At 64.0% G+C, this 14768-nt stretch carries 17 protein-coding genes and 1 tRNA gene; 12 read left to right on the forward strand and 6 right to left on the reverse strand.

The features are described from left to right. Positions 1–87: 87 nt before the first annotated feature. Positions 88–2385 carry a DNA topoisomerase IV subunit A gene (gene parC / locus QOL68_RS01730; RefSeq protein ID WP_282946381.1) on the reverse strand — a complete coding sequence of 766 codons (2298 nt, stop codon included), beginning with the start codon at positions 2383–2385 and terminating at the stop codon, positions 88–90. Between the two features lie 100 nt (positions 2386–2485). Here parC and QOL68_RS01735 point away from each other — a divergent pair, with 100 nt between their 5' ends. After that, positions 2486–3832, forward strand: coding sequence for an acyltransferase family protein (locus tag QOL68_RS01735; protein ID WP_282946384.1), 1347 nt, complete (start codon positions 2486–2488; stop codon positions 3830–3832). 255 nt (positions 3833–4087) lie between these two features. On the opposite strand, the gene QOL68_RS01740 is transcribed toward QOL68_RS01735, so the two are convergent. Next, positions 4088–4164: transfer RNA gene (locus QOL68_RS01740), tRNA-Arg, on the reverse strand. 155 nt (positions 4165–4319) lie between these two features. Here QOL68_RS01740 and QOL68_RS01745 point away from each other — a divergent pair. The 6 genes from QOL68_RS01745 to QOL68_RS01770 all read left to right on the forward strand — a co-directional run bounded on the left by QOL68_RS01745 (position 4320) and on the right by QOL68_RS01770 (position 9563). Continuing rightward, positions 4320–4724 carry a GtrA family protein gene (locus QOL68_RS01745; RefSeq protein WP_282946386.1) on the forward strand — a complete coding sequence of 135 codons (405 nt, stop codon included), beginning with the start codon at positions 4320–4322 and terminating at the stop codon, positions 4722–4724. Beyond that, entirely contained in the window at positions 4721–5743 is a 1023-nt protein-coding gene (locus QOL68_RS01750) for a glycosyltransferase (protein ID WP_282946388.1), read from the forward strand. Before QOL68_RS01745 ends, QOL68_RS01750 begins: the two co-directional genes overlap by 4 nt. A 10-nt stretch (positions 5744–5753) precedes the next feature. After that, positions 5754–6671, forward strand: a complete 918-nt coding sequence (locus QOL68_RS01755; RefSeq protein ID WP_282946390.1) for an NAD-dependent epimerase/dehydratase family protein — start codon at positions 5754–5756, stop codon at positions 6669–6671. After that, positions 6647–8302, forward strand: a complete 1656-nt coding sequence (locus QOL68_RS01760) for a hypothetical protein (RefSeq protein ID WP_282946392.1) — start codon at positions 6647–6649, stop codon at positions 8300–8302. The genes QOL68_RS01755 and QOL68_RS01760 overlap by 25 nt, the downstream gene beginning before the upstream one ends. 119 nt (positions 8303–8421) lie before the next feature. Beyond that, on the forward strand, positions 8422–9171 hold the full coding sequence (locus QOL68_RS01765; protein WP_282946393.1) for a queuosine precursor transporter: 750 nt from the start codon (positions 8422–8424) through the stop codon (positions 9169–9171). Between the two features lie 8 nt (positions 9172–9179). Further along, positions 9180–9563: a hypothetical protein gene (locus tag QOL68_RS01770; protein WP_282946395.1), complete on the forward strand. Its 384-nt coding sequence runs from the start codon at positions 9180–9182 to the stop codon at positions 9561–9563. Here QOL68_RS01770 and purQ read toward each other — a convergent pair. Together purQ and purS are read right to left on the reverse strand one after the other, a co-directional pair. Beyond that, positions 9525–10190 carry a phosphoribosylformylglycinamidine synthase subunit PurQ gene (gene purQ, locus QOL68_RS01775; RefSeq protein ID WP_282946397.1) on the reverse strand — a complete coding sequence of 222 codons (666 nt, stop codon included), beginning with the start codon at positions 10188–10190 and terminating at the stop codon, positions 9525–9527. The two genes, QOL68_RS01770 and purQ, sit on opposite strands and share 39 nt — an antisense overlap. A 16-nt stretch (positions 10191–10206) precedes the next feature. Continuing rightward, the gene (gene purS, locus QOL68_RS01780) at positions 10207–10437 is read right to left on the reverse strand and encodes a phosphoribosylformylglycinamidine synthase subunit PurS (protein WP_037513977.1); all 231 of its coding nucleotides are present in this window, start codon (positions 10435–10437) and stop codon (positions 10207–10209) included. A gap of 182 nt (positions 10438–10619) precedes the next feature. Between purS and QOL68_RS01785 the strand changes: the two genes are divergently transcribed. The 3 genes from QOL68_RS01785 (at position 10620) to QOL68_RS01795 (ending at position 12047) form a co-directional block, all read left to right on the forward strand. Next, positions 10620–10793 carry a (2Fe-2S)-binding protein gene (locus QOL68_RS01785; RefSeq protein WP_058457000.1) on the forward strand — a complete coding sequence of 58 codons (174 nt, stop codon included), beginning with the start codon at positions 10620–10622 and terminating at the stop codon, positions 10791–10793. A gap of 101 nt (positions 10794–10894) precedes the next feature. Next, positions 10895–11377, forward strand: coding sequence for a bacterioferritin (gene bfr, locus QOL68_RS01790; protein WP_058457001.1), 483 nt, complete (start codon positions 10895–10897; stop codon positions 11375–11377). A 241-nt stretch (positions 11378–11618) separates the two neighbouring features. After that, positions 11619–12047, forward strand: a complete 429-nt coding sequence (locus QOL68_RS01795) for an addiction module antidote protein (RefSeq protein WP_282946412.1) — start codon at positions 11619–11621, stop codon at positions 12045–12047. A gap of 238 nt (positions 12048–12285) precedes the next feature. On the opposite strand, the gene QOL68_RS01800 is transcribed toward QOL68_RS01795, so the two are convergent. Together QOL68_RS01800 and QOL68_RS01805 are read right to left on the reverse strand one after the other, a co-directional pair. After that, positions 12286–12741, reverse strand: a complete 456-nt coding sequence (locus QOL68_RS01800; protein ID WP_282946413.1) for a hypothetical protein — start codon at positions 12739–12741, stop codon at positions 12286–12288. Positions 12742–12744: 3 nt separating this feature from the next. Then, positions 12745–13131, reverse strand: coding sequence for a DoxX family protein (locus QOL68_RS01805; RefSeq protein ID WP_231728997.1), 387 nt, complete (start codon positions 13129–13131; stop codon positions 12745–12747). Positions 13132–13332: 201 nt separating this feature from the next. Between QOL68_RS01805 and QOL68_RS01810 the strand changes: the two genes are divergently transcribed. Both QOL68_RS01810 and QOL68_RS01815 read left to right on the forward strand, forming a co-directional pair. Further along, positions 13333–13791: a carboxymuconolactone decarboxylase family protein gene (locus QOL68_RS01810; protein WP_058457005.1), complete on the forward strand. Its 459-nt coding sequence runs from the start codon at positions 13333–13335 to the stop codon at positions 13789–13791. Between the two features lie 26 nt (positions 13792–13817). Further along, positions 13818–14669 (forward strand): sigma-70 family RNA polymerase sigma factor, encoded by an 852-nt coding sequence (locus QOL68_RS01815; protein ID WP_502957384.1) that lies wholly within the window; start codon positions 13818–13820, stop codon positions 14667–14669. The last annotated feature ends 99 nt before the right edge of the window (positions 14670–14768 follow it).

Consider the following 14768-nt stretch of genomic DNA (forward strand, 5'->3'; position numbering starts at 1 on the left):
CAGCGGGTTTTGTGCGACCTTTCCCCATTGGCCGTTGCCTAGGGGATGGGGGGTAAAGAAGCTATTTACGGCAAAGGGGTTTTACGATCAGTCGAAGCGATTATTCCTTGGAAAGCCCGTGGGCGGCATCCGGCCCGATGCGCTGCGGGCGACGCGCCAGGGGCCAAGGTCGGTTTCGGTGCGCGTGCGGCCGGTGTCGCCGCCCATCGCCCAGCTCAATCCTTCGGCAAAGACGAAGGTGGTGGCATCGGACAGACCGCCGTCGCGATATTTCTGCAGCATCACGCCCTGGCCGCGCGCCATCACCGGGACTTCGGCGAGCGGGAAGACGACCAGCTTGCGGTTCTCGCCGATCACCGCGACGCTGTCGTGCGCTGCCGGGATCGGCCGCACGACACTGAGCTGCGCCTTGGGTTTCAGGTTCACAACGTTGCGGCCCTTGCGCGTCTCGGCGATCACTTCGCTCATTTGCGCGATGAAGCCGTGTCCGCTCGACGAGGCGAGCAGCAGGCGGCCCTCGGCGCTCGCCGGGATCATCGCGACGATGCGCGCGTCGGGATCGATATCGACCATCAGCCGCAGCGGTTCGCCGAACCCGCGCCCGCCGGGCAGCTTGTCTGCACCGACGGTGTAGAAGCGCCCGTCGCTCGCCGCGACCAGCAATTTGTCGGTCGTCTGCGCGTGCGTCGCAAAGGCGAGCTCGTCGCCTTCCTTGAACTTGAATTCGCCCCACTGGTCGGCGGCGACATGGCCGCGCTGGGCGCGGATCCAGCCGCGTTTCGAGAGGATCACCGTTGCCGGCTCCTTCTCGATCATCGCGTCGAGCGGGATGTCGCGTGCAGGCGCCGCTTCGGCCAGCGTCGTGCGGCGCGCACCGAGCGCGGTTTCGGGTCCATAGACCGCACGCAGCTTTTCCAGATCCTTGCGCAGCCGCGTCCGCTGGCGCGCCGGGCTTTCGACCAGCTTGACGAGCTCGTCGCGCTCGGCGGAGAGATCATCCTGCTCGCGCTTGAGTTCCATTTCCTCGAGCCGGCGAAGCGAGCGCAGCCGCATGTTCAGGATCGCCTCGGCCTGCCGGTCGGTCAGCATGAACTCGGCCATCATGACAGGCTTCGGCTCGTCCTCGGTGCGGATGATCTCGATGATCCGGTCGAGGTTGAGGAAGGCGATGATGTAACCCGCGACGAGTTCCAGCCGGTCGTCGATTTTCGCGATCCGGTGTTTGGCGCGGCGGACGAGGACGATGATCTGGTGCTGCAGCCACTCGGTCAGCAGTTGGTGCAGCCCCATCACCTTCGGCGTGCGCGTCGCGTCGAGGACGTTGAGGTTGAGCGCGAAGCGGCTTTCGAGCTCGGTCAGCCGGTATAGGCTTTCCTTGAGGATATCGGGATCGACGTTACGGCTCTTGGGCACCAGCACGATGCGGATGTCCTCGGCGCTTTCGTCGCGGACATCCTCGAGGATCGGCAGTTTCTTGTCGGCGATCAGTTGCGCGATCTGCTCGATCAGCTTGCCCTTCGCGACGCCATAGGGAATCTCGCTGATGACGAGCTGCCAGGTGCCGCCCGCCTGCTTCTCGATTCCGGTCTCTTCCCAGACGCCGTCGTGCTTCCCGGTCGAGAAGCGCGCGCGGACCCGAAAGCCGCCGCGGCCGGTTTCATAGGCGTAGGCAATCGTTTCGGGGCTGTCGACGATGATGCCGCCGGTCGGGAAATCGGGGCCCTTTACATGCTCCAGCAGGTCGGACAGCTCGGCCTTCGGATTCTCGATCAGCACCAGCGCGGCGTCGATCACCTCGGCGGCGTTGTGCGGCGGGATATTCGTCGCCATGCCGACCGCGATCCCGCTCGCGCCATTGGCGAGCAGGTTCGGGAACAACCCCGGCATGATCTCGGGCTCTTCGTCCTCGCCATTATAGGTCGGGCGGAAATCGACCGTACCCTCGTCGAGCCCCTGCATCAGGTCGATCGCAACGCCTGTCAGCCGCGCTTCGGTGTAGCGGTAGGCGGCGGCATTATCGCCGTCGATATTGCCGAAATTGCCCTGACCGTCGACGAGCGGATAGCGGAGCGAGAAATCCTGCGCGAGGCGGACCATCGCGTCATAAACGGCCGTGTCGCCGTGCGGGTGGAACTTGCCGATGACGTCGCCGACGACGCGCGCCGACTTCTTGTAGCCCTGCGACGGATCGAGCCGCATCGCGCGCATCGCCCACAGCAAGCGGCGGTGGACGGGCTTCAGGCCGTCGCGCAGGTCGGGCAGCGACCGCGCGGTGATCGTCGACAGCGCATAGACGAGATAGCGTTCGGACAGCGCGCTGTCGAACGGGGTGTCGATGCTGTGGTCGGGTCCGGAAGGAGGAAGATCGTCGGTTGTACTGGCCATTGTTGCGGCCGCGATAGCAAGCCTCGCGCGTCAAGGCAAAGGCTTGCGTTGGCGGCGCACGATACTAGCTTGGGTTTCTCACCGGGAGAGGGATGACAGCTTGGCCGAAGTCACTGGCGCAGTTCGCAAAAGCCTCTGGACCCGCGCGCGCGATATGGCGGCGCAGGCCCCGCCCGAGCGTAACCGCTACGTCGATTTCCTGCGCGCGCTGTCGATTCTTGCGGTCGTCGTCGGTCATTGGCTGGTCGCCGCGCCCTATATGAAAAACGGCGCGGTCGAGGGCGGACATCTGCTCGGCATCCTGCCCTGGACGCAGTGGCTGACCTGGGGGTTTCAGGTCATGCCGCTCTTCTTCCTCGTCGGCGGCTTCTCGAACGGCATGTCGTGGGCCGCGACCCTCCGCAAGGGCGGCCGCTATGCGGGGTGGTACAGCGGGCGGCTGCAACGGCTGATCAACCCCGTGTTGCCGCTGTTCCTGATCTGGTCGTTGTTTGCGGCCTTCGGCACCGCAATGGGGGTAGAGCGGGGCGTCGTCGCGATGGCGGCGCAGCTCGCGCTGATCCCGGTGTGGTTCCTGTCGGTCTATCTGATGGTCGCCGCGCTTGTTCCGCTAACGTGGAAGGCGTGGAAGCGCTGGGGCTTCGCGTCCTTCTGGGCCTTGGTCGCGGGGGCGATCGCCATCGACGTCGCGGCGCTGCGTTTCGGCGTCCCTTACGTCAATTTCCTGAACTTCGCCTTCGTCTGGCTCGCGATCCACCAGCTCGGCTTCGCATGGAGCGAGGGACGGCTGACGCCGGGCAGGGCGCTCGGCTGGGGCGTCGGCGGGCTAGCCGCGCTCGGCCTGCTCATCGGGCTCGGACCCTATCCGGTCGCGATGATCGGGGTGCCGGGCTCGGCCCTGAGCAATTCGATGCCGCCGACGCTCGCGCTGCTCGCGCTCGGCATGGCGCAAAGTGGCTTCGCGCTCGCGCTCGAACCTGCGGGGCGGCGGATGCTCGACAATCTGACGCGCTGGACCGGGGTGGTGCTGGTCAACGGGATGATCATGACCATCTATCTCTGGCATCTCACTGCCTTTGTGTTCGTGATGGTTGCGGCGTGGCTCCTCGGCGGCATCGGGCTCGACGTCGCACCGGGCAGCGCAGCATGGTGGCTTGCGCGGCCCGTCTGGTTCGCGCTCTATATCGCCGCGCTGCTGCCGCTGATCCTGCTCTTCGCCCGGTACGAGCGCGGCGATGGCAAGGCCGATATGGAAACACCGCACTGGCGGCTGATCCTCGGCCTCGTCCTGATCAGCGCCGGCCTCGCCGCGACTGCCGCGATCAGCATCGCCAGCCCCGCGGGGGTCACCGGAGTTCGCCTGTGGCTCGTCGCGCTGCCCTTTATCGGTGCTGCCGTCGCGCAGTTCGGGCCGGTCCACCGGCTGGCGCGATCATCGCTGCCGTAAGTTGGCTTTGGGGTGAGGAGTGGACGCTACCAATAATCGTCGCCCCCGCGAAGGCGGGGGCCGCCATCGGCCTTTTCCTGCGCCGCAGTCGGTTTACGCGGCCGCGCAGAAATGGGCGGCTAGCGGCCCCCGCCTGCGCGGGGGCGACGTTGTTGATACGCCCGCTTCCACCCCAAAGCTGCTTTACACAGATTCGGGCGAGGCGTGGCAGCGTAACACAGGAAGCGATATCGCACTTTAGAGAGCGGTGGAGGATGGTGCGCCCGGCAGGATTCGAACCTGCGACCACCCGCTTAGAAGGCGGGTGCTCTATCCAGCTGAGCTACGGGCGCGTGCACCAAGGCTGTCGCCCGCGCGAATAGCGTGGTTTGCGTCCGGCGCAAAGCGGGTTAAGCAGTTCGTGTAGCGCGGATTCATTCGAACGGGCGCGAAGGTTCGAATGAATATTGCGCTCGGGGGACGCGATCGCATGCTTAGGAATCATGCCATGGAACTGCTCCGGTTCGCCTTTGTCGGCGTTCTGAATACGGCTGCGACGCTTCTGGTAATTTATGCGCTGATGGCAGCGGGGGCCAATCTCTACCTGGCGAACTTCATCGGTTATGCCGTCGGGCTCATGATCAGTTTCACGCTGAACCGCCGCTGGACCTTTCGCTTCGGCGGGCGCGCGGACCTGCGGCTTGCCCGACGCTTCCTGCTGGCCGTCGCCGCCTCCTATTGCGGCAACCTGCTGGCGGTCTTCCTGAGCTTGCAGGGCGGCCTGTCACCCCATTTCGCCCAACTGGCGGGGATGCCGGTCTATACGGCGTGCTTCTTCCTCCTCACGAAATTCTATGTTTTTCCGAAACAGCATGGCCATCGCTCGGCCATAGAAAGGCGCGTTCAAGAATGACCAGTGGCGAGACCGACCCCGTCAGTGTTTCCATCGTCGTTCCCGTCTATTCGGGCGAGGCATATCTCGGCAGGCTGGTCGAAGAGATTGCAAAATTGAAGACGCAATGGGCGGAGCAGAATGCGCCCATTATGTTGGCAGAGGCGATACTGGTCGACGACAGCGCGATTGACGGATCGCCGTCCCTGATCGATCGGATCGCGGATGAATATGACTGGGTCGTCCCGCTGCACCTCTCGCGAAATTACGGCCAGCATCCCGCAACAGCCGCCGGTATCCTGCACAGCGTCGGCAATTGGGTGGTCACGATGGACGAGGATCTGCAACATCCGCCCGGCAAGATACCCGACCTGCTGGCAAGGGCTGTCGCCGAATCCGCCGACGTCGTGTACGCCAAGCCGACCGCCGCGGTCCACAAGAGCGCGATCCGCGATTTCTCGTCGACAGGCATCAAGCGACTGCTCGGCTGGCTGACGGGGAGCAAGCATGTGCGGATGATCAACAGCTTCAGACTCATCCGCGGAGAGATCGCGCGAAGCGTCTCGAGCGTGGCCATCCACGACACATATTTCGATATCGAACTGGGCTTCTTCACCCAGCGGATCGTAAGCGAGCCCATGGACCTGGTCGACGAGCGCTATGTCGCAACCGGCAAGAGCGGGTACAATTTCCGCTCGCTGATTTCTCATGCGCAGCGCATGATATTCTCGTCGAACCTCCGCATCCTGCGATTCATGACCCTTGCCGGCGCCATCACCGTCGGTTTTGCGCTCCTCATGGCAGCGGGGCTCGCGATATCGAAACTCATCTGGCCCGGCTTGGTCACCGTGCGCGGCTGGTCGTCGTTGATGGTGGCAATTCTGTTCTTCAGCGGAATGAATATCGGCCTGATCGGCGTCGCGCTCCAATATCTCTCCACCCTTGTCCTGAGAGCGCATGGTCGACCGACCTTTTTCGTAATCGATCGGTCGCGCGACACGCATCTCGCGGCATTCCTGGGCAAGCGACCGCGATGCTAACGGGATGATATTGTACGAGCGGGACGCCGACGGCGAAAAACGCCATATCCTGCTGTTCGGCAGCGGGTTGATCGGTTCGGCGATCGACGCCGCCGTCCGAAGGCAACGCCGCTGGGCTGCTCGGCCCGTCGCATGGTCGTGGCACGACCGCGTGCAACGTGCGACCGTTGCTGCCGAGATCTCCCGGCGAATCAAGGGAGCCTCGCGGATCGACATGATTTGGGCAGCAGGAATCAGCGGCTTCGCTTCCGGTGACCCCGACATGGCAGCGGAGACCGCCCAAGTCGGCGAAATCTTGGCCCTCACGAGGCAGCTGGCTCAGACCAACGATCAGCTCGTCTTCCATCTCTTCAGTTCGCTCGGCGGGCTCTATGAGGGGCAGCGCTCGATCGGGTCTCAAAGCGCCGCGATCGCAAAGCGGCCCTATGGACGCGGCAAAATAGAGCAAGAGAGGCTGGTCGGAGCGCTCGGCGGAAACATCACGCCGCGAATATATCGTCCGAGTTCGGTCTATGGCTATACGAGCGGGGGCCGCCGAGGCCTTTTTGCCACGATGATCGCGTCAATGATCGCATATCGTCCCATCGAAATCTATGGATCGGCCCACACGTTGCGCGACTATGTGTTTGCGCCGGACATCGGCGCTTTCGTCGCCCATTCGCTCGAGATGGCGCCGACGCGCGCGACCGAACTCGTCGCGAGTGGAAAGCCGACCAGCGTCACCGAAACAATCGCCACTCTCGAACGGCTGGTCGATCGGCGCGCCCTTTGCCGATACGCCAGCGCACCTCACAATGCGCTCGACATGACGGTTCAAAGGATCGCCCTTCCCGCCGCTTTGCCGCGCACCCCATTGCTGGTCGGCATCGCATCGGTCTTTCAGCAGATGTCCCGGAGCCTCATATGTCAGCCTTATCAGCCGCGCTAGACGAAGGACGGCGCGCATTTTCGGATCTGCGACCCGTCGAACGGTGGCTCATCACGCTGTTCCTGTTTGTCTGGATCGCTACGTTGCCGGTCCTGTTTCACGCCTATAGCAGGCTGAATCCATCGCCCGATCAAAGCATTTTCGACTATATCGCGTGGCTCGCATCGCAGGGGCTTGCGCCGTACAGGGATAGTTTCGAGGTAAACTGGCCGGGCAAAATCCTTATCCACTGGCTTGCGCAATCGGTCTTCGGGCCGGAGCCGGGCGCCTTTCGTACATTCGACTATGTCCTGATGCAGGCTGCCACATTGTTCGGCGCGGCGATGCTGTGGCGGAACGGCCTTCGTGTCGGCGCAGCATGTCTGTTGGCGATCAATCCTGTCATCTATGTCACCAGCGGCTACTGGATGGCTGGTCAGCGCGACATCGTTGCGGCCGAAATCCTGCTCATCGCCTGCTTCGCGCTCGCTGGACCACGACGAAGTCAGACGGGCTTGGCTGCCGCGGGTGCGCTGATGGCGTTCGCCGTCGCCATTCGCCCGACCTACCTCGCGTTCCTGGCCGGCGTCCTTGTTCTTGAAGCGATCTGGCAGCCCTCTCCCGCGCGCGTACCGATCAGGCTGAAGGCGATCGCGCTGATCGCCGCAGGGGCGGTTTCGACCATCCTCCTGTTCGTGGCATCCGGTCTTGCGCAAGGCTCGTTGGGCGCTTGGTACGACGACAGCATCCGGTATGTGCTCGACTGCTATGCGTCCGGTCCGCCGCCGCAGTCGATGACCGGAGTGCCTGTCGCGTTATTCTTCGGCTCATGGCACTGGATTGTTGGGGGGGCCATTGGCGGCATTATCTGCTGGGTTGTGCGTCCTGACCTCAATCGCTTCCTGTTCATGCTGGTCCTCGGCGCGATGGCGACCTTCGCCCTTTCCTTCATCGTCCAGAAAAAGGGGTTCGGCTATCATCTGGCGGGGATGCTTCCCTTCCTGGTCCTGCTGTATGCCATATTGGTCGACACGCTCGCTCGATCCGCTAGCGACCGAGCGGCCACCCGGCCGTGGTTCGGCCCATGGCATCGCATCGCCGCCCCCGTCCTCTGGTTCGCGCTCTTGGCGGTTCTGGCTGTCGGGGCGGCCGGTACGGCCCTGAAGCTGCGAAACAATCTTCAGGCTGATTGGCGAAGCCCGCTGCCTGTCGCCATGAATCCCGTCGAAGACGATTCCTGCGAGAGCGAGGCCGCTGCCCAGTCAGCGGCGACCTACATCGCCGCTTCCGTCTCGCCGCACGAATATATACTTCCCGTCAACTGCGGGTATCGCGCGGCGTATCTGGCCAAGCGCCTTCCAGCCAGCCGTTTTGCGACGAGCACCGCCTTTGGAGATCGGCAACGGGCCTGCGCCCTGGGCAGTCGTTTCATGGATATCTACACCGACGACATCCGGGCGCGCAAACCAGCGCTCATCCTCGTGTGGTCGAAAAACTTCGATGCGAAGGCGGAGCGCCCGTCTCCGCTAGGCGACGTCAGCGCAAGCGAGCGCCGCGTGGCACAAGTGGCGAATAATTATCAAAAAGTGGCCGCATTCGGCTCGTTGCTCATCTTCAAACGCGACGCCGACGCTCCTGCTGGGCGGCGTTAGCATGTGCATACCCTTCGGCTCTTCGGTCGCGGCGAACGAAGCGCAGAGGGCGTTGGCCGCCGACAATGAAGATCGCGTGGTTTGCGTCCGGCGCAAAGCGCGTTAAGCAGCGCATCGCGATGACCGATACACCCGCCCCCTCCGCCAGGCCCGCGCACGTCGCTGCTTCGGCGGTCCGCCACTTCCGTTATTACGACCTGATGATGGCGGCGTTCGTCGCGATCCTGTTGCTCAGCAACATCATCGGCGCCTCGAAGCCGAGTTACATCGTACTGCCCAGCGGCGAGCAATGGGCGTTCGGCGCGGGCGTGCTGTTTTTTCCGATCAGCTACATCATCGGCGACGTCCTGACCGAGGTCTATGGTTATGCCCGTGCGCGCCGGGTGATCTGGACCGGATTCGCGGCGCTCGCCTTCATGGCGTTCATGGCGTGGGTGGTCGTCTCGTTGCCGCCGGCGGATGGCTGGCCGGGGCAGCAGGCCTATGAGTTCGTGTTCGGAAACAGCTGGCGCATCGTTCTCGCCTCTATGATCGCCTTTTGCGTCGGCGAATTCGCCAACTCCTATGTGCTGGCGCGAATGAAGATGTGGACCGGCGGGCGGATGCTCTGGGCCCGCACGATCGGTTCGACCGTCGTCGGACAGGGTCTCGACAGCCTGATTTTCTACCCGCTCGCCTTTTACGGGCTTGCCGGATGGCCGCCAGAGCAGTTGATGCAGGTCGTGCTGTCGCAATGGTTCATCAAGACGGCCTGGGAAGCCGCGCTGACCCCGGCAACCTATGTCATCGTCGGTGCGTTGAAGCGGCGCGAAGGTGTCGACGTGTTCGATGAAGGCACCGACTTCAACCCCTTCGGCGCCAAGGTCTGATCCTTCCGATGACATTGATAGAATTGGCTTCGCTGTTCGAGGAGCGAAAATCCTGGCTCGTCACGGCGTCCGATCTCGGCAAGGACGCGCTGCACATCTATTTCGGCCTGGCGCTCTTCATGCTGGTGCGGCTAGCGTGGCGCTGGCGCGGCGGTTGGGTGGCCGCGTGGCTAGCGGTGCTCGTCATGGCGTGCGGCGGCGAATGGCTCGACATGACGGTGGAATTCAGCAACGCCGCCATCCAGCCCGACGCCGCGCACTGGCACGACATATGGAACACGATGTTCTGGCCCACCGTGCTGCTGCTCGTCGGGCGCTGGCTCCAGCCCGCGGCGCAGCCGCGGGCGGACGTGTCAGGCGAGGACGCCGAGCGCCGCCTCGAACAGGCGTAGCCCGTCTGTGCCGCCGTGCGCGCGGTCGATCGCGCGTTCGGGGTGCGGCATCATCCCGAGCACATTGCCCGCATCGTTGAGGACGCCCGCGATATTGCGCGCCGAGCCGTTGACATTGTCGGCGTAGCGGAAGGCGACGCGCCCTTCGCCTTCGATCCGGTCGAGCGTCGCCGCGTCGGCGAAATAATTGCCGTCGTGATGCGCGACGGGGATCGCAATCTCCTCGCCCGCGCCATAGCCCGCGGTGAACAGCGACTGGCTGTTTTCGACCTTCAGCGGCACGGTGCGGCACACGAAGTTGAGCCCCGCGTTGCGCATCAGCGCGCCGGGGAGCAACTGCGCCTCGGTCAGCACCTGAAAGCCGTTGCACACCCCGAGCACGGGGACGCCGCGCCCCGCGGCATCCGAAACCGCGCGCAGGATCGGCGAGCGCGCCGCCATTGCGCCCGAGCGGAGATAGTCGCCGTAGGAGAAGCCGCCGGGCAGTGCGATGAAATCGACGCCATCGGGCAATTCGCTCTCGCGGTGCCACACCATCGCGGGCGCCTTGCCCGTCACTTGTTCGAGCGCGACCGCCATGTCGCGGTCGCAGTTGGAGCCGGGAAAGACGATGACGGCGGTCTTCATGATCGCGGCTCCTGTATTACGGGCGTTCGATGCGGTAGTTTTCGATCACCGTGTTCGCGAGCAGCTTCGCGCACATCGCGTCGAGGTCGGCATCGCTCGTGCCGTCGGCGACGTCGAGTTCGATGAAGCGGCCCGCGCGGACGTCCGCAACGCCGCCGAAACCCAGCCCTTCGAGCGCATGATGGATCGCCTTGCCCTGCGGATCGAGAACCCCCGGCTTGAGCGTCACATAGACATTCACTTTCATGGGGGCGGACCTCTGCTTTGCGGTGCTGGGAAGATGGGGGCGCCTATGCCCGCGAATCGCGCTGCGGGCAAGGCCCGGCGGGGCGAAAATTGCCACTGTTCGGATTGCGAACCAATCGCAACTTTCCAGTTGCGAATCGCTCGCACTATCCCTAGATAGGCCTTGTTGAGAAGGATTCGCACATGGTCGTTTGTGTCTGCAACGCAATAAGGGAGCGCGATCTGCGCGACGTCGCGCGCGACGGCCAATTGCGCTGCGCCAAGGCCGCCTATGCGCAACTGGGTCGCAAACCCAAATGCGGCCAGTGTCTGCCTTTCGCTCGCAATATCATCAGCGACGTCGCCGAGACCGCCTGATTTTTATCGGTTTTCTGCCGTTTTTGACCTTGGCCTGATGCGGCCGGGAGGCGTATGATGCCGCCCGATCCCATCCCAAGAAAAATGACAGGACTGACAGCATGAAGGGCGACGCAAAAGTCATCGATTTCCTCAACGAGGCGCTCAAGAACGAACTGACCGCGATCAACCAATATTGGTTGCATTACCGGATGCTCGACAATTGGGGCATCGCACGCCTCGCGCATTTCGAGCGGCATGAATCGATCGACGAGATGAAGCACGCCGACAAGCTGGCGGACCGCATCCTTTTCCTCGGCGGCCTCCCCAATTTCCAGCTGCTCGGGCGCCTGCGGGTCGGTGAAACCGTCGAGGAGATACTGAAGGCCGATCTCGCGCTCGAGGAAGAGGCGATCCCGCTGCTCAAGGACGCGATCGCGCACAGCGAAAGCGTTCGCGACTATGTCAGCCGCGACCTTTTCTCGGACATCCTTGAAAGCGAAGAGCATCATGTCGACGAGCTCGAAAAGCAGTTCGAAATGATCGAGCGCATGGGAATCGAGAACTACATCCAGTTACAGTCGAAGCCGGTCAGCGAAGACTGACGATGGCGCGAAGGCGGAGGGGGCTTCGTCCACGGCCTAAACCGTTGAAATGAGGGGTGCCTTCGGGCGCCCCCTTTTTTGCTTGTATATGCGAATAATTCGCAATAGCAAGATTGGGCAGTCCCCTCCTGCCGGCCGCTGCACCTTTCAGCTGCATTATGGCGGCCGGCATCTTTTTTGAGGCGTGGGACGGGACCACGAAACGTCCGGCCGATCCGGCCGGCATCGATGGGGAGTCTTCATGCAGAGCAGCGAACTGGTCCGGAAATTCACCGCGCAGCCGCTCGTCCGCGACCTGTTTCCCGACGCCGCCCAGGCCGTTCTCGCGCTCCGCTATTGCATCCTCTGCCGCCGTGGCGAGCGCGACCCGATGCCCGAGCTCGAACGGCGCTGGGGCAATATCCTCGTGGCGCGGCGCTTCCGGCTGGTGGTCGAGGCGATCGGCCATGTCTGGCCCGACCCGTTCGCGGTCGCCCCGCCCTGCTGCCCGCAGCTCAGCTTCGACGAGGCGCTGCTCGCATCGATCGTCCGCGCCGCGGGCGCAGGCGACCGGATAGGATTCGACGTGCTGACAGGCGAGATGCTGGGCAGCGACGCGCGGGCGATGCTGTTCACCGCGCTAGAAAACTTCGTCCGCGCGCAGGCAACGGGGAGCGTGGGCGGGCTATAAACCGCGCCTCGACTTCGCCAGCAGGAAGAATGACGGTTTTGGGGTGGAAAACGGACTTCGCCGATCCTCCCCGGCACGGGGAGGGGGACCATCCGAAGCATGGTGGAGGGGTACGTGCGGTCTGGCGCGGCCTATGATCTCCTGTGCCCCTCCACCACTCTGCGGGTGGTCCCCTCCCCCGGTGGGGAGGATCGTCTAGGACCACCTCCGGTCCAAACTCGCCGCCGCTGCCGCTGCACTACTCTGACCTCGCTCCGTCCATTCCGCGCCGCGCCATGCAGAAAGTCCGCAGCGCGACGGCGTCGTGATAAGCATTGTGCGGGACATGGCTGAGCTCGGCCGACGAGAAACTCACCACCTCGGCAAGCTCGAAGCTCACCGCCGAGACGATCAGCCGCCGCCCGTCGCTGGTCGCGAGCAGGCGCGCGGCGTGGACGATGTCTTCGGGCCAGTCGGCGACGAGTACCGGATGCGGGTCGGGCGCCAGATAGTCGGCAAAGGCGTCCTGCAAGGCTTCATAGGCGGCGGGCGCTGTGTCGAGCACCGGCAGCACATGCGCCGCGACCCAGGGTGTCGGGTCGCGGCACTCGACCGCGCCATAGAAGCGCGGGTGATCGGCATTCTCCGGCGCGAGTCCGATCGAGATCAGCGCGCCGCCGAAGCCGTTGAACTCGGCGTCGAGATAATAGCGCACACGCTACTTCGCGCGCGCGGCGTCGACGCTCCAGATCCCGGCACCCCGCGTCGCGATGTACAGGAAGATAAAGCAGTAAAGGATGATCGTCTCGCCGCCGTTGGCGATCGGATAGGGCCCCTGGCTGCCGTGCGCGACCCAATAGCCGACCGCCGACATGCCGCTCGCGATGAAGGCGGCGGGGCGGGTCGCAAACCCGATGATGATCAGCGCGCCGGCAACGATCTCGATCGTCCCCGCCGCCTGCAGCATCGGGTTCAGCGGATAGGGAAAGGCGGTCGGAAAATTGAAAAATTTCTGCACGCCGTGCGCGAGAAAGAGCAATCCGGAAACGATCCGGAGCAGGGCATAGGCGCGGTCGCCGTGGTCGTCGAGAAACTTCATGGTCATCCCCCTCTCTTGCTTTGGATTGGGCGATGCTAGTGCAGCTCCGCGGCGTGAAAAAGCGCATTATACGAAACGATGCGTTTCCAATGACTTGGCTCGGCATCGCATCGAAATGTCGCCTTCCGGCCGATTTTTTCGCACGCCATGTCACAGGCGGCCGCGCTGTCTCGTCATGCAGGTACAACCCGATGAAGGAGATGTGAGATGACCAAGGTAGCCGACCCCTATGCCGCCGCCCCGACCCTTATGAAACAGTGGACCGCGACCGGCTTCGCCGTCGAGAAGAGCCTCGACAAGACGCTCGTCGAACTGGTGAAGATTCGCTCGTCGATCCTCAATGGCTGCGCCAACTGCATCAACATGCACACGGTCGACGCCCGCGCGCATGGCGAGACCGAACAGCGCATCTACCTGCTCGCCGCGTGGCACGAAGCCCCGGTCTATACCGACCGCGAACGCGCCGCGCTCGCCTGGACCGACGCCTTGACCCGCATGTCGGAAGGGCACACACAGAAGGCCGCGAAGGAAGCACTCGAAGCGCATTTCACGCCGGAGGAGCAAGTGAACCTCACGCTGCTGATCAACATCATCAACGGCTGGAACCGCATCGCGGTCGGCTTCGACCTCTGGTACGAGGGCGGTGTGCTGGTGAAGGCGGCCTGATGACCCCCGCGGGCATTCGCGGCGGGATGGAAGCGGGCGCGGACGCGGCGGCGAGTTTCGATCCGTTGCGTCCGCTCCTCACCCGCGTCGCCTATCGGATGCTCGGTTCGGTCGCCGATGCCGAGGATGTGGTGCAGGATGCCTTCATTCGCTGGCTCGGCACCGACCGCGGCGCGGTGCGCGAGCCCGCGGCCTTCCTTCGGCGCACGGTGACGCGGCTCTGCCTCGACCAGCTCAAATCGGCGCGCGCGCAGCGCGAGACCTATGTCGGCCCCTGGCTCCCCGACCCGCTGGTCGAGGAGGACGACGACGACGATGTGACGTTGCCGCTCATGCTCGCGCTCGAACGGCTCTCCCCTCTCGAACGCGCGGCCTTTCTTCTGCACGACGTCTTCGGCGTCGAGTTCGACGAGGTCGCAAAGACGATCGAACGCGACGCTGCCGCGACGCGCCAGCTCGCCGCGCGCGCCCGTACCCATGTCCGCGACGCGCGTCCGCGCTACAAGCTGGAGAAGGCGCACGGGCTCGAGATCGCCAACGCCTTTTTTGCGGCCTCACGCAGCGGCGACATGGGCGCGCTCGGCGCGATGCTCGCGGCCGACGTCGGCATGTGGTCCGACGGAGGCGGCAAGCGCCCTGCCGCGATGGTGCCCGTACTCGGCTTCGATACGGTGATGACGCTGCACCGCAGCCTTGCCGTATTGTTCGGCAAATATGGCTCGACGCTCGTGCACGTCGGCACGATCAACGGCTTGCCGGGCTTCGTGACGCGCGAGGCCGACGGCGAGTTCCAGACCACCGCGCTCGAGATCGAGGATGGCAAGGTTGCCGGCATCTATGTGATGCGCAACCCCGACAAGCTGAAGCATATGCATTGATGACGAGCTGCGTGCGGGAGCTGACATTTGCGGCCGACAAGGATGCGATGACCGGAATCGAGCGATTGCTGCCATTCTTCTCCCCTCCCGCAGGCGGGA

It is taken from the genome of Sphingopyxis sp. Geo25 (assembly GCF_949769135.1).
In the GTDB taxonomy this organism is placed as follows: domain Bacteria; phylum Pseudomonadota; class Alphaproteobacteria; order Sphingomonadales; family Sphingomonadaceae; genus Sphingopyxis.

Bases quoted from the DNA above. Each gene is read 5' to 3' on its own strand.
- parC (WP_282946381.1), bottom strand. From the start codon at position 2,385: ATGGCCAGTACAACCGACGATCTTCCTCCTTCCGGACCCGACCACAGC.
- QOL68_RS01745 (WP_282946386.1), top strand. From the start codon at position 4,320: ATGGAACTGCTCCGGTTCGCCTTTGTCGGCGTTCTGAATACGGCTGCG.
- QOL68_RS01750 (WP_282946388.1), top strand. From the start codon at position 4,721: ATGACCAGTGGCGAGACCGACCCCGTCAGTGTTTCCATCGTCGTTCCC.
- QOL68_RS01760 (WP_282946392.1), top strand. From the start codon at position 6,647: ATGTCAGCCTTATCAGCCGCGCTAGACGAAGGACGGCGCGCATTTTCG.
- QOL68_RS01765 (WP_282946393.1), top strand. From the start codon at position 8,422: ATGACCGATACACCCGCCCCCTCCGCCAGGCCCGCGCACGTCGCTGCT.
- QOL68_RS01770 (WP_282946395.1), top strand. From the start codon at position 9,180: ATGACATTGATAGAATTGGCTTCGCTGTTCGAGGAGCGAAAATCCTGG.
- purQ (WP_282946397.1), bottom strand. From the start codon at position 10,190: ATGAAGACCGCCGTCATCGTCTTTCCCGGCTCCAACTGCGACCGCGAC.
- purS (WP_037513977.1), bottom strand. From the start codon at position 10,437: ATGAAAGTGAATGTCTATGTGACGCTCAAGCCGGGGGTTCTCGATCCG.
- QOL68_RS01785 (WP_058457000.1), top strand. From the start codon at position 10,620: ATGGTCGTTTGTGTCTGCAACGCAATAAGGGAGCGCGATCTGCGCGAC.
- bfr (WP_058457001.1), top strand. From the start codon at position 10,895: ATGAAGGGCGACGCAAAAGTCATCGATTTCCTCAACGAGGCGCTCAAG.
- QOL68_RS01795 (WP_282946412.1), top strand. From the start codon at position 11,619: ATGCAGAGCAGCGAACTGGTCCGGAAATTCACCGCGCAGCCGCTCGTC.
- QOL68_RS01805 (WP_231728997.1), bottom strand. From the start codon at position 13,131: ATGACCATGAAGTTTCTCGACGACCACGGCGACCGCGCCTATGCCCTG.
- QOL68_RS01810 (WP_058457005.1), top strand. From the start codon at position 13,333: ATGACCAAGGTAGCCGACCCCTATGCCGCCGCCCCGACCCTTATGAAA.
- QOL68_RS01815 (WP_502957384.1), top strand. From the start codon at position 13,818: ATGGAAGCGGGCGCGGACGCGGCGGCGAGTTTCGATCCGTTGCGTCCG.